Source organism: Planktothrix pseudagardhii (assembly GCF_904830925.1).
Taxonomy (GTDB): Bacteria; Cyanobacteriota; Cyanobacteriia; order Cyanobacteriales; family Microcoleaceae; genus Planktothrix; species Planktothrix tepida.
This window is the reverse complement of record NZ_LR882967.1, coordinates 4,824,805-4,845,248: the sequence shown is the minus strand read 5'-3', so window position 1 is coordinate 4,845,248 and position 20,444 is coordinate 4,824,805. Positions and strand designations below refer to the sequence as shown.

At 38.5% G+C, this 20,444-nt stretch carries 14 protein-coding genes and 2 pseudogenes; 10 read left to right on the top strand and 6 right to left on the bottom strand.

The window, feature by feature from the left end; translation table 11 throughout:
* Window positions 1-39: 39 nt before the first annotated feature.
* A complete protein-coding gene (locus NMK36_RS20875) occupies window positions 40-339 on the bottom strand; it encodes a hypothetical protein (protein WP_072718623.1) in 300 nt (99 codons plus the stop codon).
* Between the two features lie 209 nt (window positions 340-548).
* Window positions 549-1,007: pseudogene (locus NMK36_RS20870) on the bottom strand (RNA-guided endonuclease InsQ/TnpB family protein); the annotation flags it as partial.
* Window positions 1,008-1,065: 58 nt separating this feature from the next.
* On the opposite strand from NMK36_RS20870, the gene NMK36_RS20865 reads away from it, so the two are divergent.
* Window positions 1,066-2,178, top strand: a complete 1,113-nt coding sequence (locus NMK36_RS20865) for an IS630 family transposase (RefSeq protein ID WP_254172743.1) — start codon at window positions 1,066-1,068, stop codon at window positions 2,176-2,178.
* A 15-nt stretch (window positions 2,179-2,193) separates the two neighbouring features.
* Here the strand turns inward: NMK36_RS20865 and NMK36_RS20860 are convergent.
* Window positions 2,194-2,967: pseudogene (locus tag NMK36_RS20860) on the bottom strand (RNA-guided endonuclease InsQ/TnpB family protein); the annotation flags it as partial.
* Window positions 2,968-3,278: 311 nt separating this feature from the next.
* Between NMK36_RS20860 and NMK36_RS20855 the strand changes: the two are divergent.
* From NMK36_RS20855 to NMK36_RS20840, 4 genes are all read left to right on the top strand, one after another.
* Window positions 3,279-5,489 carry a PP2C family protein-serine/threonine phosphatase gene (locus tag NMK36_RS20855; RefSeq protein WP_254174530.1) on the top strand — a complete coding sequence of 737 codons (2,211 nt, stop codon included), beginning with the start codon at window positions 3,279-3,281 and terminating at the stop codon, window positions 5,487-5,489.
* A gap of 108 nt (window positions 5,490-5,597) precedes the next feature.
* The gene (locus tag NMK36_RS20850) at window positions 5,598-7,841 is read left to right on the top strand and encodes a cation:proton antiporter domain-containing protein (RefSeq protein WP_072718626.1); all 2,244 of its coding nucleotides are present in this window, start codon (window positions 5,598-5,600) and stop codon (window positions 7,839-7,841) included.
* 41 nt (window positions 7,842-7,882) lie between these two features.
* The gene (locus NMK36_RS20845) at window positions 7,883-8,524 is read left to right on the top strand and encodes a Uma2 family endonuclease (protein WP_072718627.1); all 642 of its coding nucleotides are present in this window, start codon (window positions 7,883-7,885) and stop codon (window positions 8,522-8,524) included.
* A gap of 110 nt (window positions 8,525-8,634) precedes the next feature.
* Window positions 8,635-10,593, top strand: a complete 1,959-nt coding sequence (locus NMK36_RS20840) for an McrB family protein (RefSeq protein WP_254174529.1) — start codon at window positions 8,635-8,637, stop codon at window positions 10,591-10,593.
* On the opposite strand, the gene NMK36_RS20835 is transcribed toward NMK36_RS20840, so the two are convergent.
* The 3 genes from NMK36_RS20835 to NMK36_RS20825 form a co-directional block, all read right to left on the bottom strand.
* A complete protein-coding gene (locus NMK36_RS20835; RefSeq protein WP_254172743.1) occupies window positions 10,590-11,702 on the bottom strand; it encodes an IS630 family transposase in 1,113 nt (370 codons plus the stop codon). The two genes, NMK36_RS20840 and NMK36_RS20835, sit on opposite strands and share 4 nt — an antisense overlap.
* Before the next feature lie 44 nt (window positions 11,703-11,746).
* Complete coding sequence (locus NMK36_RS20830) at window positions 11,747-12,445, bottom strand: glycosyltransferase family 25 protein (protein ID WP_254174528.1); 699 nt, start codon at window positions 12,443-12,445, stop codon at window positions 11,747-11,749.
* Between the two features lie 327 nt (window positions 12,446-12,772).
* Window positions 12,773-14,893, bottom strand: coding sequence for a DNA-binding protein (locus tag NMK36_RS20825; RefSeq protein ID WP_254174527.1), 2,121 nt, complete (start codon window positions 14,891-14,893; stop codon window positions 12,773-12,775).
* A gap of 500 nt (window positions 14,894-15,393) precedes the next feature.
* On the opposite strand from NMK36_RS20825, the gene NMK36_RS20820 reads away from it, so the two are divergent.
* From NMK36_RS20820 to NMK36_RS20800, 5 genes are all read left to right on the top strand, one after another.
* On the top strand, window positions 15,394-16,185 hold the full coding sequence (locus NMK36_RS20820) for a Tic22 family protein (RefSeq protein ID WP_254174526.1): 792 nt from the start codon (window positions 15,394-15,396) through the stop codon (window positions 16,183-16,185).
* Between the two features lie 28 nt (window positions 16,186-16,213).
* Window positions 16,214-17,101, top strand: coding sequence for a peptide chain release factor N(5)-glutamine methyltransferase (prmC, locus tag NMK36_RS20815; RefSeq protein ID WP_254174525.1), 888 nt, complete (start codon window positions 16,214-16,216; stop codon window positions 17,099-17,101).
* A gap of 54 nt (window positions 17,102-17,155) precedes the next feature.
* Window positions 17,156-17,743, top strand: a complete 588-nt coding sequence (locus NMK36_RS20810; RefSeq protein ID WP_072720042.1) for an L-threonylcarbamoyladenylate synthase — start codon at window positions 17,156-17,158, stop codon at window positions 17,741-17,743.
* Between the two features lie 172 nt (window positions 17,744-17,915).
* Window positions 17,916-18,830 (top strand): sensor histidine kinase, encoded by a 915-nt coding sequence (locus tag NMK36_RS20805; RefSeq protein WP_072720041.1) that lies wholly within the window; start codon window positions 17,916-17,918, stop codon window positions 18,828-18,830.
* A gap of 453 nt (window positions 18,831-19,283) precedes the next feature.
* Window positions 19,284-20,393, top strand: coding sequence for a serpin family protein (locus NMK36_RS20800; protein WP_083580061.1), 1,110 nt, complete (start codon window positions 19,284-19,286; stop codon window positions 20,391-20,393).
* Window positions 20,394-20,444 lie beyond the last annotated feature (51 nt).

Here is a 20,444-nt window from a genome sequence, read left to right as displayed (position 1 = left end):
GTGGAGGGTGTAAGCAAAAGAAGAGTGTAGGGGTGGGTTCTAAACTGGATGATCAGGATCAACACCTGAAGGATCGGGTTGCTGATTGGGTATAGGAGATTGTTTTTGCGATCGCTGACGTTGTAAAAATTGTTTCATGGACAATTGACGGTTGGTCATGAATCGATTCCAAGAACCCGGAAAAAACTGATCCATCGTTTCAATTAATGCCCAAACCTCCAAATTAATCATTTGGTAGTAGTGACCGTGAGACTGTTTCAATTCAGTTAGCCGTTCATTAATTTCCAAATACGGTAAGAATTTAGGGTCATTGGACGGGTTAGGGGGAGAATGACTCATGAGGTGAGTAGCCTTAAATGATGTTGTTGATTCCCAATCGGTGCTAATTTTTAGCTTCTTCCGCACTCGTACCCCAAGTCTGACCCGTGATTGGCGGTGTAGGTAGTTCACAATCGGGCATCTACTGCACATCTATTGTGATTCTCTGTTGTCACCTCGTACCGATGGGGTAGAGAGTAACGCTGATCTGTTAGTTGACACTCTCACCGTCAATCGCCAAGCGATGTGACGGGAGATTCTTTGTTCAACGAATCGACTTGCCCCAACAGGATTGCTCCCGTTAAAGTAGAGGTCAATTCTCCCAAAGCGTTTATCGGTTCTAAACCGAAGGTTCCGGTATGTCCTGCCGTACTTAATCCAATTCTTAAAATGTTTTTTGCAGCATTTTCATCCCTATCTAACTGACATCCACAATTACAAACGTGGGTTCTTGTTGATAGGGATTTTTTGACGATTTTTCCGCAATTTGAACAGTTTTGGCTTGTATATTGAGGAGGAACAGCGATAGTAGCCTTGCCGTACTTTCTCCCAAAATATTCTAACCAAATACGGAATTGATACCAAGCTGCATCATTAATTGACTTAGCCAGACAATGATTTTTAACTAAGTTCTTAATCCTTAAATCTTCGTAGGCGACCAAATCGTTAGATTGGATGACGGAGTAAGCTGTTAAGCATCTAAATAGGGTATAATGAAAAACCAAGTTTAGAAAAATCAATCAAAAGATGCCTGCTAAAAATCATTTAAATGAAAAGCAAGTAGAGAAACTACAGAAAAGATTGAAAGAGGAAGAAAATGGACAAATCCGAGAAAGAATCTTGATTTTATTATTGCTAAATGATGGTAAAAAGCAAAGTGAAATTGCCAAGTTTTTGGGCTGCTCATTAAACAAAGTATGTTATTGGTGTGTACATGGAGACCCTGACAAATTAGAAAGCCTAAAAGATGAAAGAATGAAAGGAAATTATAGAAAAGCCACAGACAAATATATAGAGATATTATTAGAAACAGTAGAAAAAGAACCGGAAGAATTAGGATATGAATTTGGGAGATGGACAGGAGAAAGATTGGCAACTTATTTAGAACAAATCACAGGAATCAAATTAAGTAGTTCACAAGTGAGAAAGATATTAAAGGAAAAAAAGTATGTTTATTTGTGGGCAAAGTATAGCTTAGAAGAGAAAAGAGATCCAGAAAAAAGAAAATTATTTAAAGATAAAATAGAAGAATATTTGAAAATAGCAAAAGAAAGTCCAGAACAATTACAGGTATGGTTTTGGGATGAAAGTGGATTTAATTTAAGAGTGATAAAAAGAAAGAATTGGTGTAAAAAAGGGAAGAGGAAACAGATTAGAGGAGACAGGAGGAAAGGAAGAGTTAATGTGATGGGAGGATTGAGGTACTCGGATAAAAAAAGATTTGTAGAATTTCTGGATAAAGGAAATGCAGATAATTTTTATCAAGTGTTAAAAAGTTTTTATCAAGAGCTAATTTATGAATGGGTATTAGCGGGAAATCAAGCAGAAGAATTTGTAGAAAAAGGAGCTAAGATCCTGATTATTCTTGACAATGCAAGTTTTCACAAAAAAGAAGAGTACCTAGAAAAAATTAAAGCAGAAATGCCGAATGTCTATTTAGAATTTCTTCCAGCATATAGTCCAGATTATAATTTAATTGAATTAGTCTGGCATTCAGCTAAAGAATATATAGCTCATCGACTCTTTAAATCAGTTGATGAGCTAGAGTGTTTATTACATCAGCTTTTAAATGAAGGACAGTTATCTATTAAATGGGGACGTAAACTTAAAAACAAAGGTAATGCTATAATCACAGTTTAAATACACAACAGCTTATGCAACAAGCTTGCTAAACTCTTTTCGTTGCCGACTGATTTTTAGATGAGCCTTAGATAATCGCTGTCTGGCTTTTTTGCGGTTATTAGACCCTTTCTGTTTACGAAAAAGTTGTCTTTGTAACCGCTTAATTTTCTTCTCTTTTTTTCTTAAGAATTTGGGGTTATCTACTTTATTACCTTGATCATCGGTGTAGAAAGCAGATAATCCTACATCTAAACCGATTGTTTTATTAGTTGGTTCAGATTGAATCTTAACGTCAATTGAGAGTAGAAATTGGCAATAGTAACCATCTGCACGTCTAACTAATCGAACTCGTTTAATTTGTTCCGGTTGATAGAAATGCAGATCATAACTTCCCACTAAACGCAACCGCCCAATTCCTTTCTTATCAGTAAAGGTAATGGCTTTACGAGTTTCTAAATTCAATTGCCATCCGGTTGTTTTATATTCAACCGAACGGCAATTTTTCTTGAATTTAGGGAAGCCTTTTTTACCCGGAACTTTCCGCTTGCAATTATCGTAGAATCGAGCGATAGCTGACCATGCTCTCTCTGCACTAGATTGTCTAGCTTGAGAATTCAGTTCATTAGCGAATTTAAAGTCATGAGCTAATACACGGCAATATTTGTTCAAATCGTACTTATTAACCCCTTTGTTATCCATCCAATATCTTAAACATTTGTTTTGGACGAATTGGGCTGTACGAATCGCTTCATCTATTGCCTTGCGTTGTTGCAATGCGGCTCTAACTTTAAATTCTAAAACCAACATTTATGCTACCTATCTCGACCTAAATCTAAGTTAGCACAAGTTTTCTGTTTTGTGCCAACTGTTTCTATATCGTGCTACGCTAGTTTTGTTGCTCGGTTTTTCATCTCACCGTTAACCTGGCGGTGTAACGGGAGTCTTCAAACCGAGATCCTAGATAACAAGAAACGCAATCCTGTTGTAGCGTAGAAACATCATGATCAGAGTCAAGGCACGCTGTTAGGCGAGTCTTTACGAAGCCAACCTCCTAGAGGTAAATTATTCCAATTTTAGACGATGATCGTTGAGTGGCAACAGAGGCGTGAGGAAACCAAATGCAAAATGCTGTGGCAAAACACTATCTGTGGGCTGTAGGTGAAGGGATCGAAGCAGTACCTTCGGGAACGCTGATCGCCGAGCGCTACCTCCTCAAAAGCAGCAAAATTGTGGTTGATACTCGACCCGAACTGCTGCCGGAAATACCAAGCGAGATTTCTGATCAAATTGCCCCCTATCTCAAATTATTTTCCTATCGGTTGCACATTCCGCAGGTATATGGAATTATTTCGCCCACGAAAGGAGCCAAGAATAAATCCATCCTCCTGTTAGAAAAAGGGCCAATTGCACCCCATGGGGAGACTTTAATGCCAACGTTAACGGCCCTGTGGCCGGATGCGAGTGCTATGCGTCAACTCAATTGGTTGTGGCAAATAGCTCAACTCTGGCAACCTTTTAGCCGTCAGGCTGTCGCTTCGAGTTTACTAGAGGCTGATTTACTGCGGGTTCAGGGGCCTTTTGTGCGGCTATTGCAATTAAACTTAGATGGACACAATATTTCTCTAACGCAGTTGGGTTATTTTTGGCAACAGTGGGTTCCGACCGCACACCCCCGGATTCAAAAATTCCTCCAACAACTCACCCATCAAATGCTTACGGGAGAGTTACGCACCTCAACTCAATTGATTCAGCAATTGGATCAAGCTCTCTCGATCTGTGGACGAGGGTATCATCGACGGATTGAAATTGCGACCGGAACAGATGCTGGCCCCACTCGTTCTCACAATGAAGATGCTTGTTATCCCAGTGCACAAACCTCCATCCGAGTCCCCTTAACGGAACCTGCATTGGCTGTTGTTTGTGATGGCATTGGCGGACAGGATGGCGGAGAAGTCGCTTCTTCCATGGCAATTGATGTTTTACGTCAACAGGTGGAACAAATGCCCCTGCATCAAGCCAATTGGGATCCTTTATCTTTAGTTCCTAAATTAAAACGGGCAACTTGTATTGCTAATGATGTCATTTGTCAACGCAATGATGATGAAAACCGTCAGGGTCGCGAACGCATGGGAACCACGCTGGTAATGGCGCTGGCTCATGTTCATGAAATTTATTTAACCCATTTAGGGGATAGTCGCGCCTATTGGGTGAGCTCTAGTGGTTGTCATCAAGTGACGGTGGATGATGATGTGGCTTCTCGACAGGTGCGTTTAGGTTGTGCACTTTATCGAGATGCTCTCCAACAAGGGGCTTCTGGAGCGTTAATTCAAGCGTTAGGGATTACCTCATCGGTGACACTGCATCCCACAGTACAACGTTTTCCCCTGGATGAAGATTGTGTATTTTTATTATGTTCTGATGGGTTAAGCGATCGCGATCGGGTTGAACAATATTGGGAAACGGAAATTTTACCGATTTTGCATCGAGAAGCCGATTTAGGGACAATTCGCGATCGCTTGATTGAGATTGCTAATACTCAAAACGGCCATGATAATGTCACGATTGCTTTATTATTTATTGAAATTGTTCCCAAGGATGATAACGAATCTTTAAAGGAAGTGTCTGTGGCGCCTGTGGTTCCTTTAAACGATGGGTTGGGTGATGATTCTTCCGATACCAATGATGCGGATGATTCATCGATGGAAACAGAAATTGCCCGCGCTCGACAGACAAAACCTGCGATGTCTAGGGTTTGGTTCCTATCCTTGGGAATTGCTATTTTATTGGGAATTTTAGGCGCTTTGCTGTATGGGTTAGGTTTGTTTAACCCCAATAACCCCGAAGCTCAACTCACAACTCCATCCCCCACTAGCAGCCCATCTCCTTCTCCAACACCCCCTCCTTTACCGGCTCCGATTAGTACCTTAAAATTACAATCTTTTATTCAACTGGGAACTCCTACAGCCAATTCAACCCCGATCATTCTCCTTCAAGAATTTGGGAAACCGGCTCTCAAAGGAAATGTACCACCGGGAACAGTCTTTCAGGTTCAACAAAAACAATCTACTCCTGAAGCCGGAATTTGGATAGAAGTCAAAATTTGTTCCCTTCCTAATTCTACAAATGGACAACCTCTGGATGGGAACTCCCCTGAAGTTGATTCAACGGTTATACCCCCTAACCCTGGGGAACCTCTGGATACAACAACTGCTCCCCCTCTAAAAGTGGGAGATCTGGGCTGGTTAAAGGAACAAGATGTGAATAACCATTTGATTCCTAACTTTACCCCTAGTGCAAAACAGAAGGGACAGTGTACATTAGCACCGTAATCAGTTATCAGTTATCAGTTATCAGTTATCAGTTATCAGCGACTGTCCATTGTCCATTGTCCATTGTCCATTGTCCATTGTCCATTCTCTATTAACTGATTACTGCTTATGGCAACTGAACCAAAATTTATATTAGATTTAGTCACGGCTTTGGGGTCGGCGACTGTAGGGGGGTTTTTAGCCAATCGTTTGCGTCAACCTGTACTGTTAGGTTATTTATTAAGCGGTTTAATCATTGGGCCGTTTGGTTTAAAGTTAATTAAAGATGTCCCTCAAATTCAGTCTTTAGCTGAAGTGGGTGTCGCTTTTTTGTTATTTGCTCTAGGCGTAGAATTTTCTATTGCTGAACTGAAACGAGTTAAAGATATTGCCTTAAAAGGAAGTTTATTACAAATTGGTTTAACAACGGGTGCAATTGCACTCATTTCTTTAATATTCGGATGGACAAAGACACCCATAGAGGGAATATTTTTAGGATTTTTACTCTCTTTATCCTCTACGGCTGTTGTTCTTAAAACGTTAACAGAACGGGGAGAAACGAATACCACTCATGGTCAAGTCATGTTAGCAATTTTAATTGCTCAAGACTTGGCATTAGGACTAATGTTAGCAATTCTTCCCGCCTTAAGTCAACCGGGATCGGCGTTAGGAATAGCCCTATTACAAGCAGGGTTAAAAGGGGTTATTTTTATTGCTTTTGCTATTTTTGCTGGAATTTGGTTAGTACCGCCATTAATCAAAACCATTGCAGCAACGGAAAGTTCAGAGTTATTTTTATTATCGGTAATTGCTTTATGTTTAGGAGTGGCATTACTCACTGATGCTTTAGGATTATCGATTGAAATGGGGGCCTTTATTGCTGGATTAATGATTGCTGAAGTTGATTATTCTGATCAAGCATTAGCGAAAGTTTTGCCCTTGCGAGATACCTTTGCCAGTCTATTTTTTATCTCGATAGGAATGTTAATTGAACCGTTAGTAATTTTAGATAACTTTGGATTGATTATTTCGTTAGTTTTAATTGTCATGTTAGGAAAAGCCTTAATTGTAGCTCCGATTATTTTAGGGTTTGGCTATTCCTTTAAAACCGCAATTATTGCCAGTTTAGGATTAAATCAAATCGGAGAATTTTCTTTTGTTTTAGCTCAAGAAGGCTTAGATTTAGGGATATTAGGAGAAAAAAAATATTTATTAATTATAGGAACAACAGCAATTACATTAGTCTTAACTCCGGTATTATTGAAAGCCGCGCCTCAGTTAGCGGATCAAATTGCAGCGTTACCCGGAATTAGTAGTTTTTTAAAGAAATTTCGAGATGTGAAAGCCATCGCCCTTCCCGAAACTTTACAAAATCATGTCGTGGTTGCAGGTTATGGACGGGTAGGACAGGTGTTAGTAAATATGTTAAGAAATCAAGGACAAACGGTGTTAGTGATTGAAAATAGTGAAGCTGCAATTCAAAAATTAAGACTACAACAAATCCCCTATATTTTTGGTGATGCTGACTCAGATTTAGTCTTAGAAAAAGTTCATTTAGAACGGGCTAAAGCTTTGGCTGTCGCCCTTCCTGACCCCGCCAGTACCCGAATTTTATTACAACGGGCGTTATCCCTCGCCCCCGATTTAAAAATTGTGGTTCGCGCCCATGAAAATATGGAAGTGGAAATTTTAACTCAATTAGGGGCCTGGGAAGTGGTACAACCGGAATTTGAAGCCGCCTTAGAAATTGGGGCGAATTTATTAGCGGTATTAGGGAAAAATACGGATGTAATTCAATCCGTTATTCGGTCAATTCGTACCGGACGTTATCGTAGTGTTCTCCCTGAAAAAATCACGAATTTAGAATTAAGAGCATTACAGGAAGCAACGGAAAATTTAAACACAAATTGGGTCGGAATTCACCCGGATTCTCCTTTAGTGGGGTTAACCTTAGCTAAAGCAAATATTCGTCATCTCACTGGGGTAACAATTATGGAAATTGAACGGGAAAACGAAAGGTTAAATTATCCAACACCAGATACTGAATTTCAAGTCAATGATCGAGTTTTAGCTGTGGGTTCAAAGGATGAAATTGATCTATTTAAAACCTTAATGGGTCAAGCTTCTTGGTTAAGTCGAGATAAAATTCGTTGGGTTCCTTTAGAGGAAACGTCTCCGTTAGTGGGTTTATCGTTAACACCTGAAGAGTTAACCAATAATTCAACGGGAATTATTGCTATTAGACGACAAGGAAACCTTTATAAATCGGTCAATAAACCCTTTAAGTTAAAAGAGGGGGATGTTTTATTATTACAAACGCCCTTAGAAGATGTGGAAAAATTGATGCAAGAACGCTCAGTCAGTTCCGTTTAAATTTGTTAAAATAAAAGCGATCGCTGATTAATAATATTATTATGAGTCCTGTTCAAACCCAACTCCCAACTGATACCTGGGTAACAGCAACCTGGGAAGAATACCTCGCTGCATTGGATAATCCCGCCTATGCTAAAGCCAGAGGTTACTATTTTAATGGACGCATGAGGTTAGAAATGTCACCCCTTGGAAACCCCCATTCTCGTGATCACGCCACCATTATTGCAGCCCTTTATCTATTTGCTGCATTGCGGAATATTGATTTAGATGCTCATGATAACTGCACCTACCGTAAACGAGGGTTTGATGACGCACAACCGGATGCTTCTTTTTATATGGGTGAAAATGCAGAAATCATTCCTTGGGAAACTACAATTATTGATTTAGATCAGTTTCCTGCGCCTGATTTAGTGATAGAGGTTGCCTATTCTTCTTTAGCAGATGATCAAGGGGAAAAACGGTTACTTTATGAATCTTTAGGGGTAAAAGAATATTGGATTATTGATGTACAAGCCGTTAAAATTATTGCATTTAAGGTTGAGAATAGAGGTAGTTATAGAATTGAACAATCGCAAGTTTTACCAGGGTTAGAGATGGGAATATTAGAAGAAGCATTTCGTCGCAGTCGTCAAACGAATCATGGGAAAGTTAGTGCTTGGTTGTTATCGCAATTTCAGGGTTAATTTTTGTGAAAAATATTAAAATATTGTAGGGTGGGTGAGAACATGAAGCTTTGAAGCTAGTCGCTAATTTTATTAACTCACCCATCCTAAAAGTTAGAAACTTACTAAAAATGGCAATTGATAATTTAGGCAAAGAATCAATTATTGAATTTGGATTGCAAAAAATTCTAAAAATATATGAACATATTTATGATGAATTATATGACTGGTATTATGCTTGGTATGAAGATATTTTATTTGATTATATTTATTTTAAATTCGATCTGGACTTGTTTAGAATCCCCAGAAACTATGTATCCAATATAGTAGATATAGAATATGAAACGAGTTATTTTGACTTTAGGATATTAGACTGGCTTAAAACAAATTGGACTAAATTGGTTCAATCAAGATTTTATAACTTTATAGATCATTGTGAAATTAAAATAGATTTAGTTGTTTTTGTATTTGTTTATTTTAAAAAGATTTATGATTTTGATTTTAATAGTAATTTAGACATATTTAAAGAAGTATATATACGTCTATTCCAAGAATTGGATATAGAGATTTATTCTGTAATAGAATTAATTAATTTTAAATTGGGAATAAATGAAATAGACCCAGGAAAAGATTACGAAGACAATCAATTATTAGATATTATTAATAATAATATTGTTGATTTAATTATTTTACAAACTAGAAAAATATCTGAATGTTTAGAATTGGTTTTTGGAGGAAAATATTATTTAGATAAATCAATGGAAGAAACACTAAAAATAGAAATTGATCATAGCTTTTTGGAAAATGAATTTGATGATTTTGAAAGAGAGAATACAGAATTTTATGAACAAGAAATAAAAATAAAACAAATTTTAGATAATTGGGAGGAAGTAGAAATTGATGAGTCATTGTTAGCGGCTAGAAAATTGGCTTACTATTTTGATGGTCAAATTATTGACTTATTAGAATATAATGATAAAATTTTTTTTACAGGAGACAAAAAAAATATGCAATCTAAAAATTTACCCGCATTCAGTTATGATTCTGTACTTCCTAAGTATTTATTTTCTAGTCAAACTTTTGAAATTATAGAGCAGTTATCTATTAAGTACAATCAAGGTTTGTCATCATTCCTTAGTTTTACTCAAAAAAACAATGAGAAAATAGAGGAATTTATTGAACAACCTTTTAATCAACTGTGTTGTGCTGTTTTTAATAAACTTCCTAGAATAATAACTTCCCGTTATACACAGCCAAAATGGTATCAAGCAGAATTAAAGCAAGCATTAGGGGTTGATAATATTTTATATATCAAGCTTAATCAAAATTCTTTATCTTTTGGTGTTGACAAAAATAAGCAGAGAGATTTACTTTTCAATAACTTAATTAATAGAGAAACTTCATGGGAGTTAGGGAATTGTGTTGATTTAGAATCTTTATTTTCCTTATCTCATCATGAAATAGTTATTAGCAAAAATGATTTAATAAATTACTCAACTAATAAAATTATTAATTTAATTGAAGAAAAATTTAGAAATCACCATAACTTGATTAAATCTGACTTATTGATTAAATATAACTTACACGAATGTTCTAAAGAAACAGGAATTGATGAAGCTGAACTTCAGAGATGGGTAAACAATATTAACCGTAAAGGACAAATTATTTTACAAGGGCCACCGGGAACCGGAAAAACCTTTATTGCAAAAAAATTAGCTGAACATTTCACTAGAGGTAGAGATGGTTTTTCAGAAATCATTCAATTTCATCCTTCCTATAGTTATGAAGACTTTATTCAAGGAATACGTCCTCAAACTGAAAACGGACAATTAACTTATGATCTCGTCCCTGGTCGGTTTTTAGAATTTTGCCAAAAAGCCGAATCTTATGATGATATTTGTGTTTTAATTATTGATGAAATTAATCGAGCAAATTTATCAAATGTGTTTGGGGAGTTAATGTATTTATTAGAATATCGAGATCAAGAAATTAATTTAGCGGGTAGTAATGAACCCTTTAAGATTCCTGAAAATGTTAGAATTATTGGGACAATGAACACAGCAGATCGTTCTAAGCTGTTGTGTATTTAAACTGTGATTATAGCATTACCTTTGTTTTTAAGTTTACGTCCCCATTTAATAGATAACTGTCCTTCATTTAAAAGCTGATGTAATAAACACTCTAGCTCATCAACTGATTTAAAGAGTCGATGAGCTATATATTCTTTAGCTGAATGCCAGACTAATTCAATTAAATTATAATCTGGACTATATGCTGGAAGAAATTCTAAATAGACATTCGGCATTTCTGCTTTAATTTTTTCTAGGTACTCTTCTTTTTTGTGAAAACTTGCATTGTCAAGAATAATCAGGATCTTAGCTCCTTTTTCTACAAATTCTTCTGCTTGATTTCCCGCTAATACCCATTCATAAATTAGCTCTTGATAAAAACTTTTTAACACTTGATAAAAATTATCTGCATTTCCTTTATCCAGAAATTCTACAAATCTTTTTTTATCCGAGTACCTCAATCCTCCCATCACATTAACTCTTCCTTTCCTCCTGTCTCCTCTAATCTGTTTCCTCTTCCCTTTTTTACACCAATTCTTTCTTTTTATCACTCTTAAATTAAATCCACTTTCATCCCAAAACCATACCTGTAATTGTTCTGGACTTTCTTTTGCTATTTTCAAATATTCTTCTATTTTATCTTTAAATAATTTTCTTTTTTCTGGATCTCTTTTCTCTTCTAAGCTATACTTTGCCCACAAATAAACATACTTTTTTTCCTTTAATATCTTTCTCACTTGTGAACTACTTAATTTGATTCCTGTGATTTGTTCTAAATAAGTTGCCAATCTTTCTCCTGTCCATCTCCCAAATTCATATCCTAATTCTTCCGGTTCTTTTTCTACTGTTTCTAATAATATCTCTATATATTTGTCTGTGGCTTTTCTATAATTTCCTTTCATTCTTTCATCTTTTAGGCTTTCTAATTTGTCAGGGTCTCCATGTACACACCAATAACATACTTTGTTTAATGAGCAGCCCAAAAACTTGGCAATTTCACTTTGCTTTTTACCATCATTTAGCAATAATAAAATCAAGATTCTTTCTCGGATTTGTCCATTTTCTTCCTCTTTCAATCTTTTCTGTAGTTTCTCTACTTGCTTTTCATTTAAATGATTTTTAGCAGGCATCTTTTGATTGATTTTTCTAAACTTGGTTTTTCATTATACCCTATTTAGATGCTTAACAGCTTAGCAATTTTTTGAATAGGAGTGATGCGGTCAAACCATTTAGGAGTAATATCGCTTGATGATCCTCTTTGTAATCCCATACTAGGAGTAACAACAATAGTGATTAAATCTGGGTTTTGTTTTCGGAAAGTTGAAAGAACTCCGTCTACATGCATAGGCCCGCCATCAGGATGTCCTGCGGGTCTTCTTTGTATTTCCTCAAAAAAATTCACTAATCGCTCTAAAATTTTGCCATTTACCCCATAAAAATGGGCCGTTTGTATGTCCTTTACCCAAGGTTTTAAACTAACCATCGGCTCGGTTTTAATATTCTTATCCTGGTCAAGAAAATGACCAAAATAAACTAACGCCCAATCTATTTGTTGTAGTTCCTCAAGTAGTCTAGCTTCGTTTTCCTCGAAGTATTTAGAGATAGCTAAGTCATCTTCCAAAATTAAAACCCGGTTACATTGGCGTTCCTTCGCTTGCTTCAAGATATGATAGTGACTTAAAAGACAGCCCCTGGCTCCGATGCTAGGAAAAGATTCTGCACTTTCTGGTTTGATAGCGGGAAAGATTTCAACTTTTTCGGATGTGAGGGGTATATTCATCTTAATCAATTCCCTCTTCATTTGCTCTAGTCTATCCTTTCTTTCCGGTAGGTTAATTACATAAACATGATCAAAAAAATCGATAAGTTGCATAGGTGTAATCCTGTTTTATATTTGATATGTATTTTAACTTCAATCAAAGCAATTACCATAATAAGTTTAGCAGCGATCGCCACTATTTCGTTGCGATTATCCCAAAACTATGCCCAGACAGGGATTCCGTGAGTTGACATGGAGTCGTTTTCGTTATTCCTCCCAAACTAATTGAGATTACACTACATCAAGAATTCTGGTAAGTGTGTGAGAATACTGCAATCTCACCTTTTCTTTAGAAAATGATTTAGAACAATCTGGTCAAAGGTTTCTAAAAGCATTATTGAACCCTGAGTAGCGTCTACTAAATACAGATAAAAAAAACGCTTAAAGTTTGCCAAAAGCACCCCAAATTAAACCCGAAATCATTCCCCAAATACTACCAATTCCAGCCGATACAATAATTGAACCTATTAATAGAGAAGTTGTACCTGTTGTTGAGGAAGTATCTAAAACATTAGCAAAAGTTGTTGCTCCCAAAACCCCTAATCCTGCGCCAGAAATTGCCCCTAAAAAATTCCCCCAAATTGCACCGATAAAAGCCCCCCTTCGTCCTGATAAATGCAGGGATAAGGGTAAACTAGGGGCACCTCCAATCATTCCAAATATCCCCCCAGCTAAAGTACCACCAATAGTTCCAACACCCGCCGCCACAATAGTAGTAGCAATTATTCTGAGGGTAATTTCCCAGGAAGATGATGTTGAATTAAGATTAGGTTGTATCGCTTCAAATTGCTGCCAACCAACAGCTAAAATTCCTAATCCCATTCCGCCTAATGTTCCTAAATATGACCCCCAAACTCCTCCCACAAAAGCACCTCGTCTTCCCCACAACCGCCCAATATTAGGGAGGGATAAAGGAGGTTTAAATAAATGCCAAATAGCACCCCAAACCATGCCCATTACAGCCCCCCACATTAAGGTTTTACCAATCAAGGGTTCCTGTTCCATAACACCAAAGATTAATCCAGCAATGACCGCCGCAATAAAAATCCCTGACCATCCCCCCAAAATTAATGCAATTCCTCGATTTATTCCCCCAGGGGGAGGCAAATACACACTAATAACCACCCCTAAAAAACTCCCCCACATTGCGCCTACGATTAAACCGCCTAAAATTCCTTGTTTCCCATCTACAAAAGCAAAAATTAGCGCAATAATTGCGGATAAAACTGAGGTTCCCCAGAGTCCCCCTAACACAATTCCTGCCAATAAACTTCCGAATAAATTTTGTAGGTGTAAATGAGGAATTTGGGACAAAACTAATGATTTTTTAGCCGTTGGTGAGGGAACACTAGAACGATTTATCGGTGAAAATAAAGGACGCTGAACTGGAGCGGGTTTCGTGTTTAAGACTCGTTTTCGTTTGCGTTTGAGGGGTTGTAAATGTTGTTTTTGGGTAACGGCTTGACGGGAAGGAAAGGGATCTCGTCCTCCTAATTTTTCCGTGCGATCGCACCAAGGACAATCGTTTAAATGATTTCCATACCGATGTTCTAATTGTTGACTACAGGTAATTAAATTCGCTTCAGCTTCCTTTAATACCATTAACCAAGTTTTAGCATCGGGTCGAGCTTGAGGATTATTAAATCCGGCTTCAAAACATTGAATAAATAATTCCCGTATTTTTGGATATAATAATTCAAACGGTGGTGCAAAAGGCATCGGTTGATAGGGAACCTGCCTTGTCCCATAGACAAAATGACCCGCTCTCACCCTAGACTCAATGGCTGGAGGGTCGCCACTTCCTTGATAAACCCCAGAAAAGGGGTGTGTTCCTTCCATCAGGAGGAGAAAGATTAACACCGCCAGTCCAAACCGATCTTGTTCTGGGGTGCGGTTTAACTCCCGAAAGGCTTGTCCTTGGAGTTCTGGGGGGGTAAATTCAGCTTTACCGACGGGACAGCGATAAATCAACCCCGTATCGGGATCTCGAACTTGGAAAGAGTCGGTATCAACAAGGGTAACTAAGGCGGTATCACTCACTAAAATATTAGATTCATTAACATCCCCAATCACATATCCACTACTATGTAAATCGGCAAAGGACGCAACTAAATTACGGGCGGTGCGATGGAGATATAAATAATTAAATAAAGGCTTTTGTTGGCGGCGACTTTTCGGGGTATAGAAAATATGAATGGGGGTAGCTTTGCTGACACGCGGCATTAAATAACCCAGGATTTGCCGTTTATGATCGGTGGTATGCAGCAGGTCAATGGGCCATGCGATCGCCGTCATTCCTGGGGAAACCATCGCCGTTGCGGGGGGATAGTTATACATGACGGTGAGTTTATCAGCGTCTTCGTCAGTAGGTTTATGGTAGATTTTGGCAACTAAATTCGGATCTTCTAAAACCCTATAGATGCGTCCTTCTCCCCCACTCCCTAGCGGGGTGCGGGTATCAAGGGTAATGGTTTGTCCGTTGAACTGGCGTTGCAGCCGCATAGCAAGTTAGGGGTTGAACCGTTGCACCTGTTGAATGGTACTTAAAGCATAGCGCGTTGAGGAACAGGGCAGATTAAAGCATTTGCACTCTTTCTCTGACGGGTAGCCCTTGATTAAACCGTTAAAGAAGAGTTGGCCATCGGTATTTTGCAAAATAATGTAAACTTACAAATATTTCAGTTAAGGTAGTTTAATTAATCTTAACTTGCCTTGAAAGGCTGGTTGGTGACTCAAAACGGTATACCCCCTGAACAAGAAGGATTCAATTCCCTAAACTCAGGCTAATATCAACCGCGTTCTTCCGACGAGTTAGGTTAAATACTTTTCTCCTAGAATTTTAAAGCCAAATTTTGGGGAGAAAAAACAACTGCCTGATCGTCGGTAGAACTTAACCAGGGAAATAACCGTTGTCCGACATTAAGCTTTAAACTTAATGAGTTCAGTGGTAAAAGCGACATCCCAGAATAAAAAAAATTATTGAATTCAGACTCGGAGACATAATGAGATCAATTGTTCGTTTGGGCGCGGTATTGGGAATTGTGGGCAGCACATTCTTGCTGAGTCCTGACCCGACATTGCGTTGGTTTGCTTCTCTTCCTATGGGAACTCAACCCGCTTATGCACTGCCCGAAAACCAAATTCTGGAGAAACTCCGCTCCATTCCGGTATTTACCATTACCGATACACAGGGAGCTCCTTTAGTCGCTACTGTACCCCAAGCTGATAATAAAAAAGCGTCCGTTGCGGGTGTGTTTATTAGTCGCAATGATGCTGTTGCGTTTGTGGATAACTTAAAAACTCGTAATCCTCAGTTGGCTTCCACTGTCCAAGTTACAACGGTTTCCCTCGGTGAAGTTTATCGCATGAGTCAGCAAGCTCAAGGAAATCAAGACGACATTCAGTTTGCTTATGTCCCGGTGCAAAAACAGGTGGATTTAGCCAAGTCTGTTCTACAAGAAAATGGACAATCAGTTAACGAGTTTAACGGTGTTCCTTTGTTTATTGCTAAGGGGGGGCCAGATCAAGGCTACCTCACGATTCAAAATGGGAATGAACAGGTGATTCCGATCTTCTTTAATAAAGAGGATCTACAAAATATGTTGACTCAATTTAAAACGCAACAACCTGATTTAATCTCCAGTATTAAAATTGATGTGGTCAATTTAGAAGGGTTGTTAGATGCGTTAAAACGGGATAATGATCAATTTTTAAACCGAATTGTACTCATTCCGCCTCGTGAAACCTTAGAGTATTTGAAACAAAATCAACCCCAAAGTCAGCCCCGTCGTTAATTAACTTGATCATTAGGAACCGGGGATAATGCAGGAAACCATATCAGGGTGGCGACTGGGACAATGGTTAGAGGACGCAAAGGCAGAATGTCTCGTCCTTGGAATTTCTGCTCATGAAGTTCATTGGTTTCTCCAAGAGTTAACGGGTTTGGATCGGTTGACTCTGCGTTTACAAACCTTCAAACAGCAACCCTCTGTTCCTCTCCAGGTTCCTTGGTCAGAATTGACTCAACTTTGGCAACGACGCCTCACCGAAAGCATCCCCGTTCAATATCTCGTGGGAGTCGCTCATTGGCGTCAGTTTACCTTAAAGGTGTCTCCTGCTGTTCTAATTCCCCGTCCTGAAACAGAGTTAATCATTGATTTAGCTCAATCTGCGGCTGAAAATCTGGATCAGGATGGGATTTGGGCGGATTTGGGAACGGGAAGCGGTGCGATCGCTTTGGGTTTAGCTGAGAGTTTCCCCCAAGCTGAAATTCATGCGGTGGATACCAGTTTAGAGGCTTTAGCGATCGCTCAATATAACGCTGAAACCACAGGGTTTGCTGACCGTATCCAATTCCATCACGGATCATGGTGGCAACCCCTAGAGTTTTTACAAGGACAACTGACGGGAATGGTCTCTAACCCCCCTTATATCCCCTCTAACCTCATTGCGACCCTACAACCGGAAGTTGCCCACCATGAACCCACCTTAGCCTTAGATGGCGGTGCTGATGGATTAGATTGTATTCGCGATTTAGTGGAAACAGCCCCCCGTTATTTGCGCTCAGGGGGCCTTTGGATTGTGGAAATGATGGCCGGACAAGGAGAAGCCGTTGCAGGACTCTTACAGGCCCAGGGAAGCTATTCTGGGATTAAAATTATTCCCGACTTGGCAGGATTCGACCGTTTTGTTATAGCTTATTTGAAATAATTGTCCTAAGCCTCATAACTGATAACTGATAACTGATAACTGATAACTGAATTTATGGTTCAAGTTTCTATTGATGCGTTAATTGATGTGGCGATTTCGGGTAATAGGGTGGTTAGTTTCCCGACAGATACTGTACCTGCTTTAGCGACACGTCCTGATCAAGCTGAGTTGATTTTTAAGACTAAAAAACGCAGTCAAGATAAACCGTTAATTTTAATGGGAGCTACACCGGAAGCATTATGGCCCTATGTGAAGGGAACAGTAGAAGAATTATTAATTTGGCAACAAATTGCTCAATACTATTGGCCTGGGGCGTTAACTTTAGTGTTACCTGCTTCTGAAAAAGTTTACCCAGCGATGAACCCTATCGATCCCTCTACGATTGGTATCCGGGTTCCCAATTGTGCGATCGCTCAACATATTTTATCCCGCACGGGCCCAATGGCAACCACCAGTGCCAATTTATCAGGACAACCCCCATTATTAACACTGGCAGAAATTAATACTCAATTTCCTGATGTTGTCACATTGTTTTCCTCAGAATTTGATACAACCCTCACCGCTTCCACTATCCCTTCAACAGTAGCGAAATGGCAAGGGAATAGTTGGAAAATCTTACGACAAGGAGCTATTAATTTATAGAGTAAAAATGGAGATTAAAAATCAATTTTTTGTTAAATTAAATGATCTGTTCCATAATAACTGATAACTGATAACTGATAACTGATAACTGACAACTGTTCCCTGTTCCCTATTCCCTGCTATATCATGATCCTGATATGGCTAACTTTATAGAGTGAGTGAGACTAGGCAGATGGGTTGGAGCGAATTTGTATATTTAGGGTTGGGGTTGGGGTTAGGGGTCGTCCTAGCTCGGCTATTGGGGGGGAAAGGGAAACAATCATCTGAGTCCCTCACCACCGATGACTCCGCCAAAACGAGCAATGATGAACAACAGGTGCAAGCCCTCTCTTATCAATTAAAACAAACTCAACTCGCTTATCAAATGGCGGCGGAGATGAGTTTATTTAAAGCGGGATTTTTGGCTCGGACATCCCATGAGTTGCGCTCGCCTCTCAATAGTATGATTGGCTCATTACAACTGATTTTAGGGGATCTGTGTGAAAGTCCAGAAGAGGAGCAAGAATTTATTCAACACGCTCATGCTTCTGCTTTGAAAATAGTGGCATTATTAGATCAAGTGATTTTTGTGGCTAAAACAGAATATGGCACAGAAACAATGGATATTCATGCGATTCAGTTAGCTAAAGTCCTGGATGAAGTGGAAGATTTAACCTGTATGCAGGCGGCAAATCGCAGTATTCGATTAAAAATCGAACCCCCGAATGAAGATATTTATGTTTTAGCCGATTTACCCCGACTGCGACAAGTTTTAGTAAGTTTAGTAGATACTGCCATTGCTCAAATGAGTGAGGGAAGTGTAAAGGTTTCTGTCCATCCGTCTCCAGAAACAGGATTTATTCATATTTGGGTTGAAGATCAACGTCCCATTAGTGCTTGGAGTGAGTCTTGGGATTTATTAAAATCAACATTAGAAAAGGATCAAACCCCTATCGATGAAATGACATTATCCCCAGGAATGCGGTTGTTAATGAATCAAACCTTATTAAGTTTAATGAATGGACGTTTAGAAGTTTTAGCAATTCCTTCAGAGGGAGAAGAGTCTAATTTTAATCGGACTCAATGTTCGATTCCTATGGTTAAATAAGTCAGTTACTCAAGTTTTCAATATTTACATAATTCCCTAAATATTCTTGATTTTTGTTGAAATCTTGTATATTATAGCATAGGGAACAGGGAACACTTCGACAGGTATTACAGTGAGCGTGTCGAACTGCTCAGTGCAAAGCAGGGAACAGGAAACAGAGAATAGGGAATAGAAAGAAATAGGTTTGAGCATTAGTGTTTGTTCTAAGTGCCAGACGTGACTGTTATAAATCCTTAAATTGTTATATTACAACCTCATAGCAATTCCTATTGTCAGCCCGAATTAGAGTCAGAAAACTTGGACAAAATTTAGGGGTTAAAATTATTGGAATGTTTATTGTTTTTAAGCATTCCCACTCTAGTTTTGCCTGATTTCCTCAAAAATTCAGTATTTTAACACAGAAATTATGATGCTCAAACCATTGTAAAACAACTTTATCCTAGAGATAAACCAATGGCACACAGAAACCATGATTTTGCGCTCAATTTTTATCAAACTCTGCAAGGGACTGAAGGAAACCTTTTCTTTTCTCCCTACAGCATTTGTACTGCATTTGCGATGACCTATGCGGGTGCGCGAGGACAGACAGAACAACAAATTGCTCAAGTCTTCGGCTTTTCTCAAGGAGAAGATTTTCATGCCGCATTTTCTGGCTTAGAAAGACCATTAAAGGCAGGACAACAAAGCAATGATGTTTTGTTCCTGAGTGCTAATTCTCTATTTCCCCAAATTAAATATCCTTTCCTAGAAAGCTTTTTAGCTTTATTAGAAAAATATTATCAAGTCAAAATTACCCCTGTTGATTATTATAATGATTTCCAGGCTGCACGAAACACAATTAATCAATGGGTTGCCGAACAAACTCAACATAAAATTAATGAATTAATTCCGCCAAATGCTCTAACTGAGCTAACACGATTGGTACTGGTTAATGCTGTTTATTTTAAAGGAAGTTGGGCGAATCCATTTGACAGAGATGGAACAGAAACCAAACCCTTTTGGCTAACATCAGACCGTGAGATTCCAGTTCCGATGATGAATATAACAGGACAATTCAACTATGCTCAAACTGAAGAAGTTCAGGTTCTTGAGTTACCTTACAGGGGTAATAATTTCTCAATGATGATTCTGTTACCTAGAGAAAGAAATGGATTGATGGAACTGGAAAAAAACTTGAGTCTTAACAATCTTTATCAGTGGATACAGCCAATGTATACACAACAGGTTGAAGTTTCTTTACCCCGCTTTGAGATAAATTTTAAATCAGAACTTAGTAACACCTTAGCTCAGATGGGGGTTACAGATGCGTTTGATGAGAATAAAGCTAATTTTTCGGGGATGGATGGTCGAGAACACTGGTTGTATATTAAAAATGTGTTTCATCAAGCTTGTATTGAGGTAAATGAAGAGGGGAGTGAAGCCACCGCAGCAACAGCAGTTCAGATAGAAGCCAGGTGTTTGCCTCCCTCGTTTAACGCTAATCATCCCTTTATTTTTTTAATCTCTGAAAACAACACTGGGAATATTGTGTTTTTGGGTCGATTGGTGAACCCAGAAATCTAGGGATTATTAAAGATGAGTTGCCTCTGGATATCAGAGAATGGGATTGTCCCA

Excerpts from the sequence above, each read along its gene's own strand:
- NMK36_RS20855 (WP_254174530.1), top strand. The coding sequence starts at position 3,279 with ATGCAAAATGCTGTGGCAAAACACTATCTGTGGGCTGTAGGTGAAGGG.
- NMK36_RS20830 (WP_254174528.1), bottom strand. The coding sequence starts at position 12,445 with ATGCAACTTATCGATTTTTTTGATCATGTTTATGTAATTAACCTACCG.
- NMK36_RS20835 (WP_254172743.1), bottom strand. The coding sequence starts at position 11,702 with ATGCCTGCTAAAAATCATTTAAATGAAAAGCAAGTAGAGAAACTACAG.
- NMK36_RS20840 (WP_254174529.1), top strand. The coding sequence starts at position 8,635 with ATGGCAATTGATAATTTAGGCAAAGAATCAATTATTGAATTTGGATTG.
- NMK36_RS20800 (WP_083580061.1), top strand. The coding sequence starts at position 19,284 with ATGGCACACAGAAACCATGATTTTGCGCTCAATTTTTATCAAACTCTG.
- NMK36_RS20845 (WP_072718627.1), top strand. The coding sequence starts at position 7,883 with ATGAGTCCTGTTCAAACCCAACTCCCAACTGATACCTGGGTAACAGCA.
- NMK36_RS20875 (WP_072718623.1), bottom strand. The coding sequence starts at position 339 with ATGAGTCATTCTCCCCCTAACCCGTCCAATGACCCTAAATTCTTACCG.
- NMK36_RS20865 (WP_254172743.1), top strand. The coding sequence starts at position 1,066 with ATGCCTGCTAAAAATCATTTAAATGAAAAGCAAGTAGAGAAACTACAG.
- NMK36_RS20810 (WP_072720042.1), top strand. The coding sequence starts at position 17,156 with ATGGTTCAAGTTTCTATTGATGCGTTAATTGATGTGGCGATTTCGGGT.
- prmC (WP_254174525.1), top strand. The coding sequence starts at position 16,214 with ATGCAGGAAACCATATCAGGGTGGCGACTGGGACAATGGTTAGAGGAC.
- NMK36_RS20820 (WP_254174526.1), top strand. The coding sequence starts at position 15,394 with ATGAGATCAATTGTTCGTTTGGGCGCGGTATTGGGAATTGTGGGCAGC.
- NMK36_RS20850 (WP_072718626.1), top strand. The coding sequence starts at position 5,598 with ATGGCAACTGAACCAAAATTTATATTAGATTTAGTCACGGCTTTGGGG.
- NMK36_RS20825 (WP_254174527.1), bottom strand. The coding sequence starts at position 14,893 with ATGCGGCTGCAACGCCAGTTCAACGGACAAACCATTACCCTTGATACC.
- NMK36_RS20805 (WP_072720041.1), top strand. The coding sequence starts at position 17,916 with ATGGGTTGGAGCGAATTTGTATATTTAGGGTTGGGGTTGGGGTTAGGG.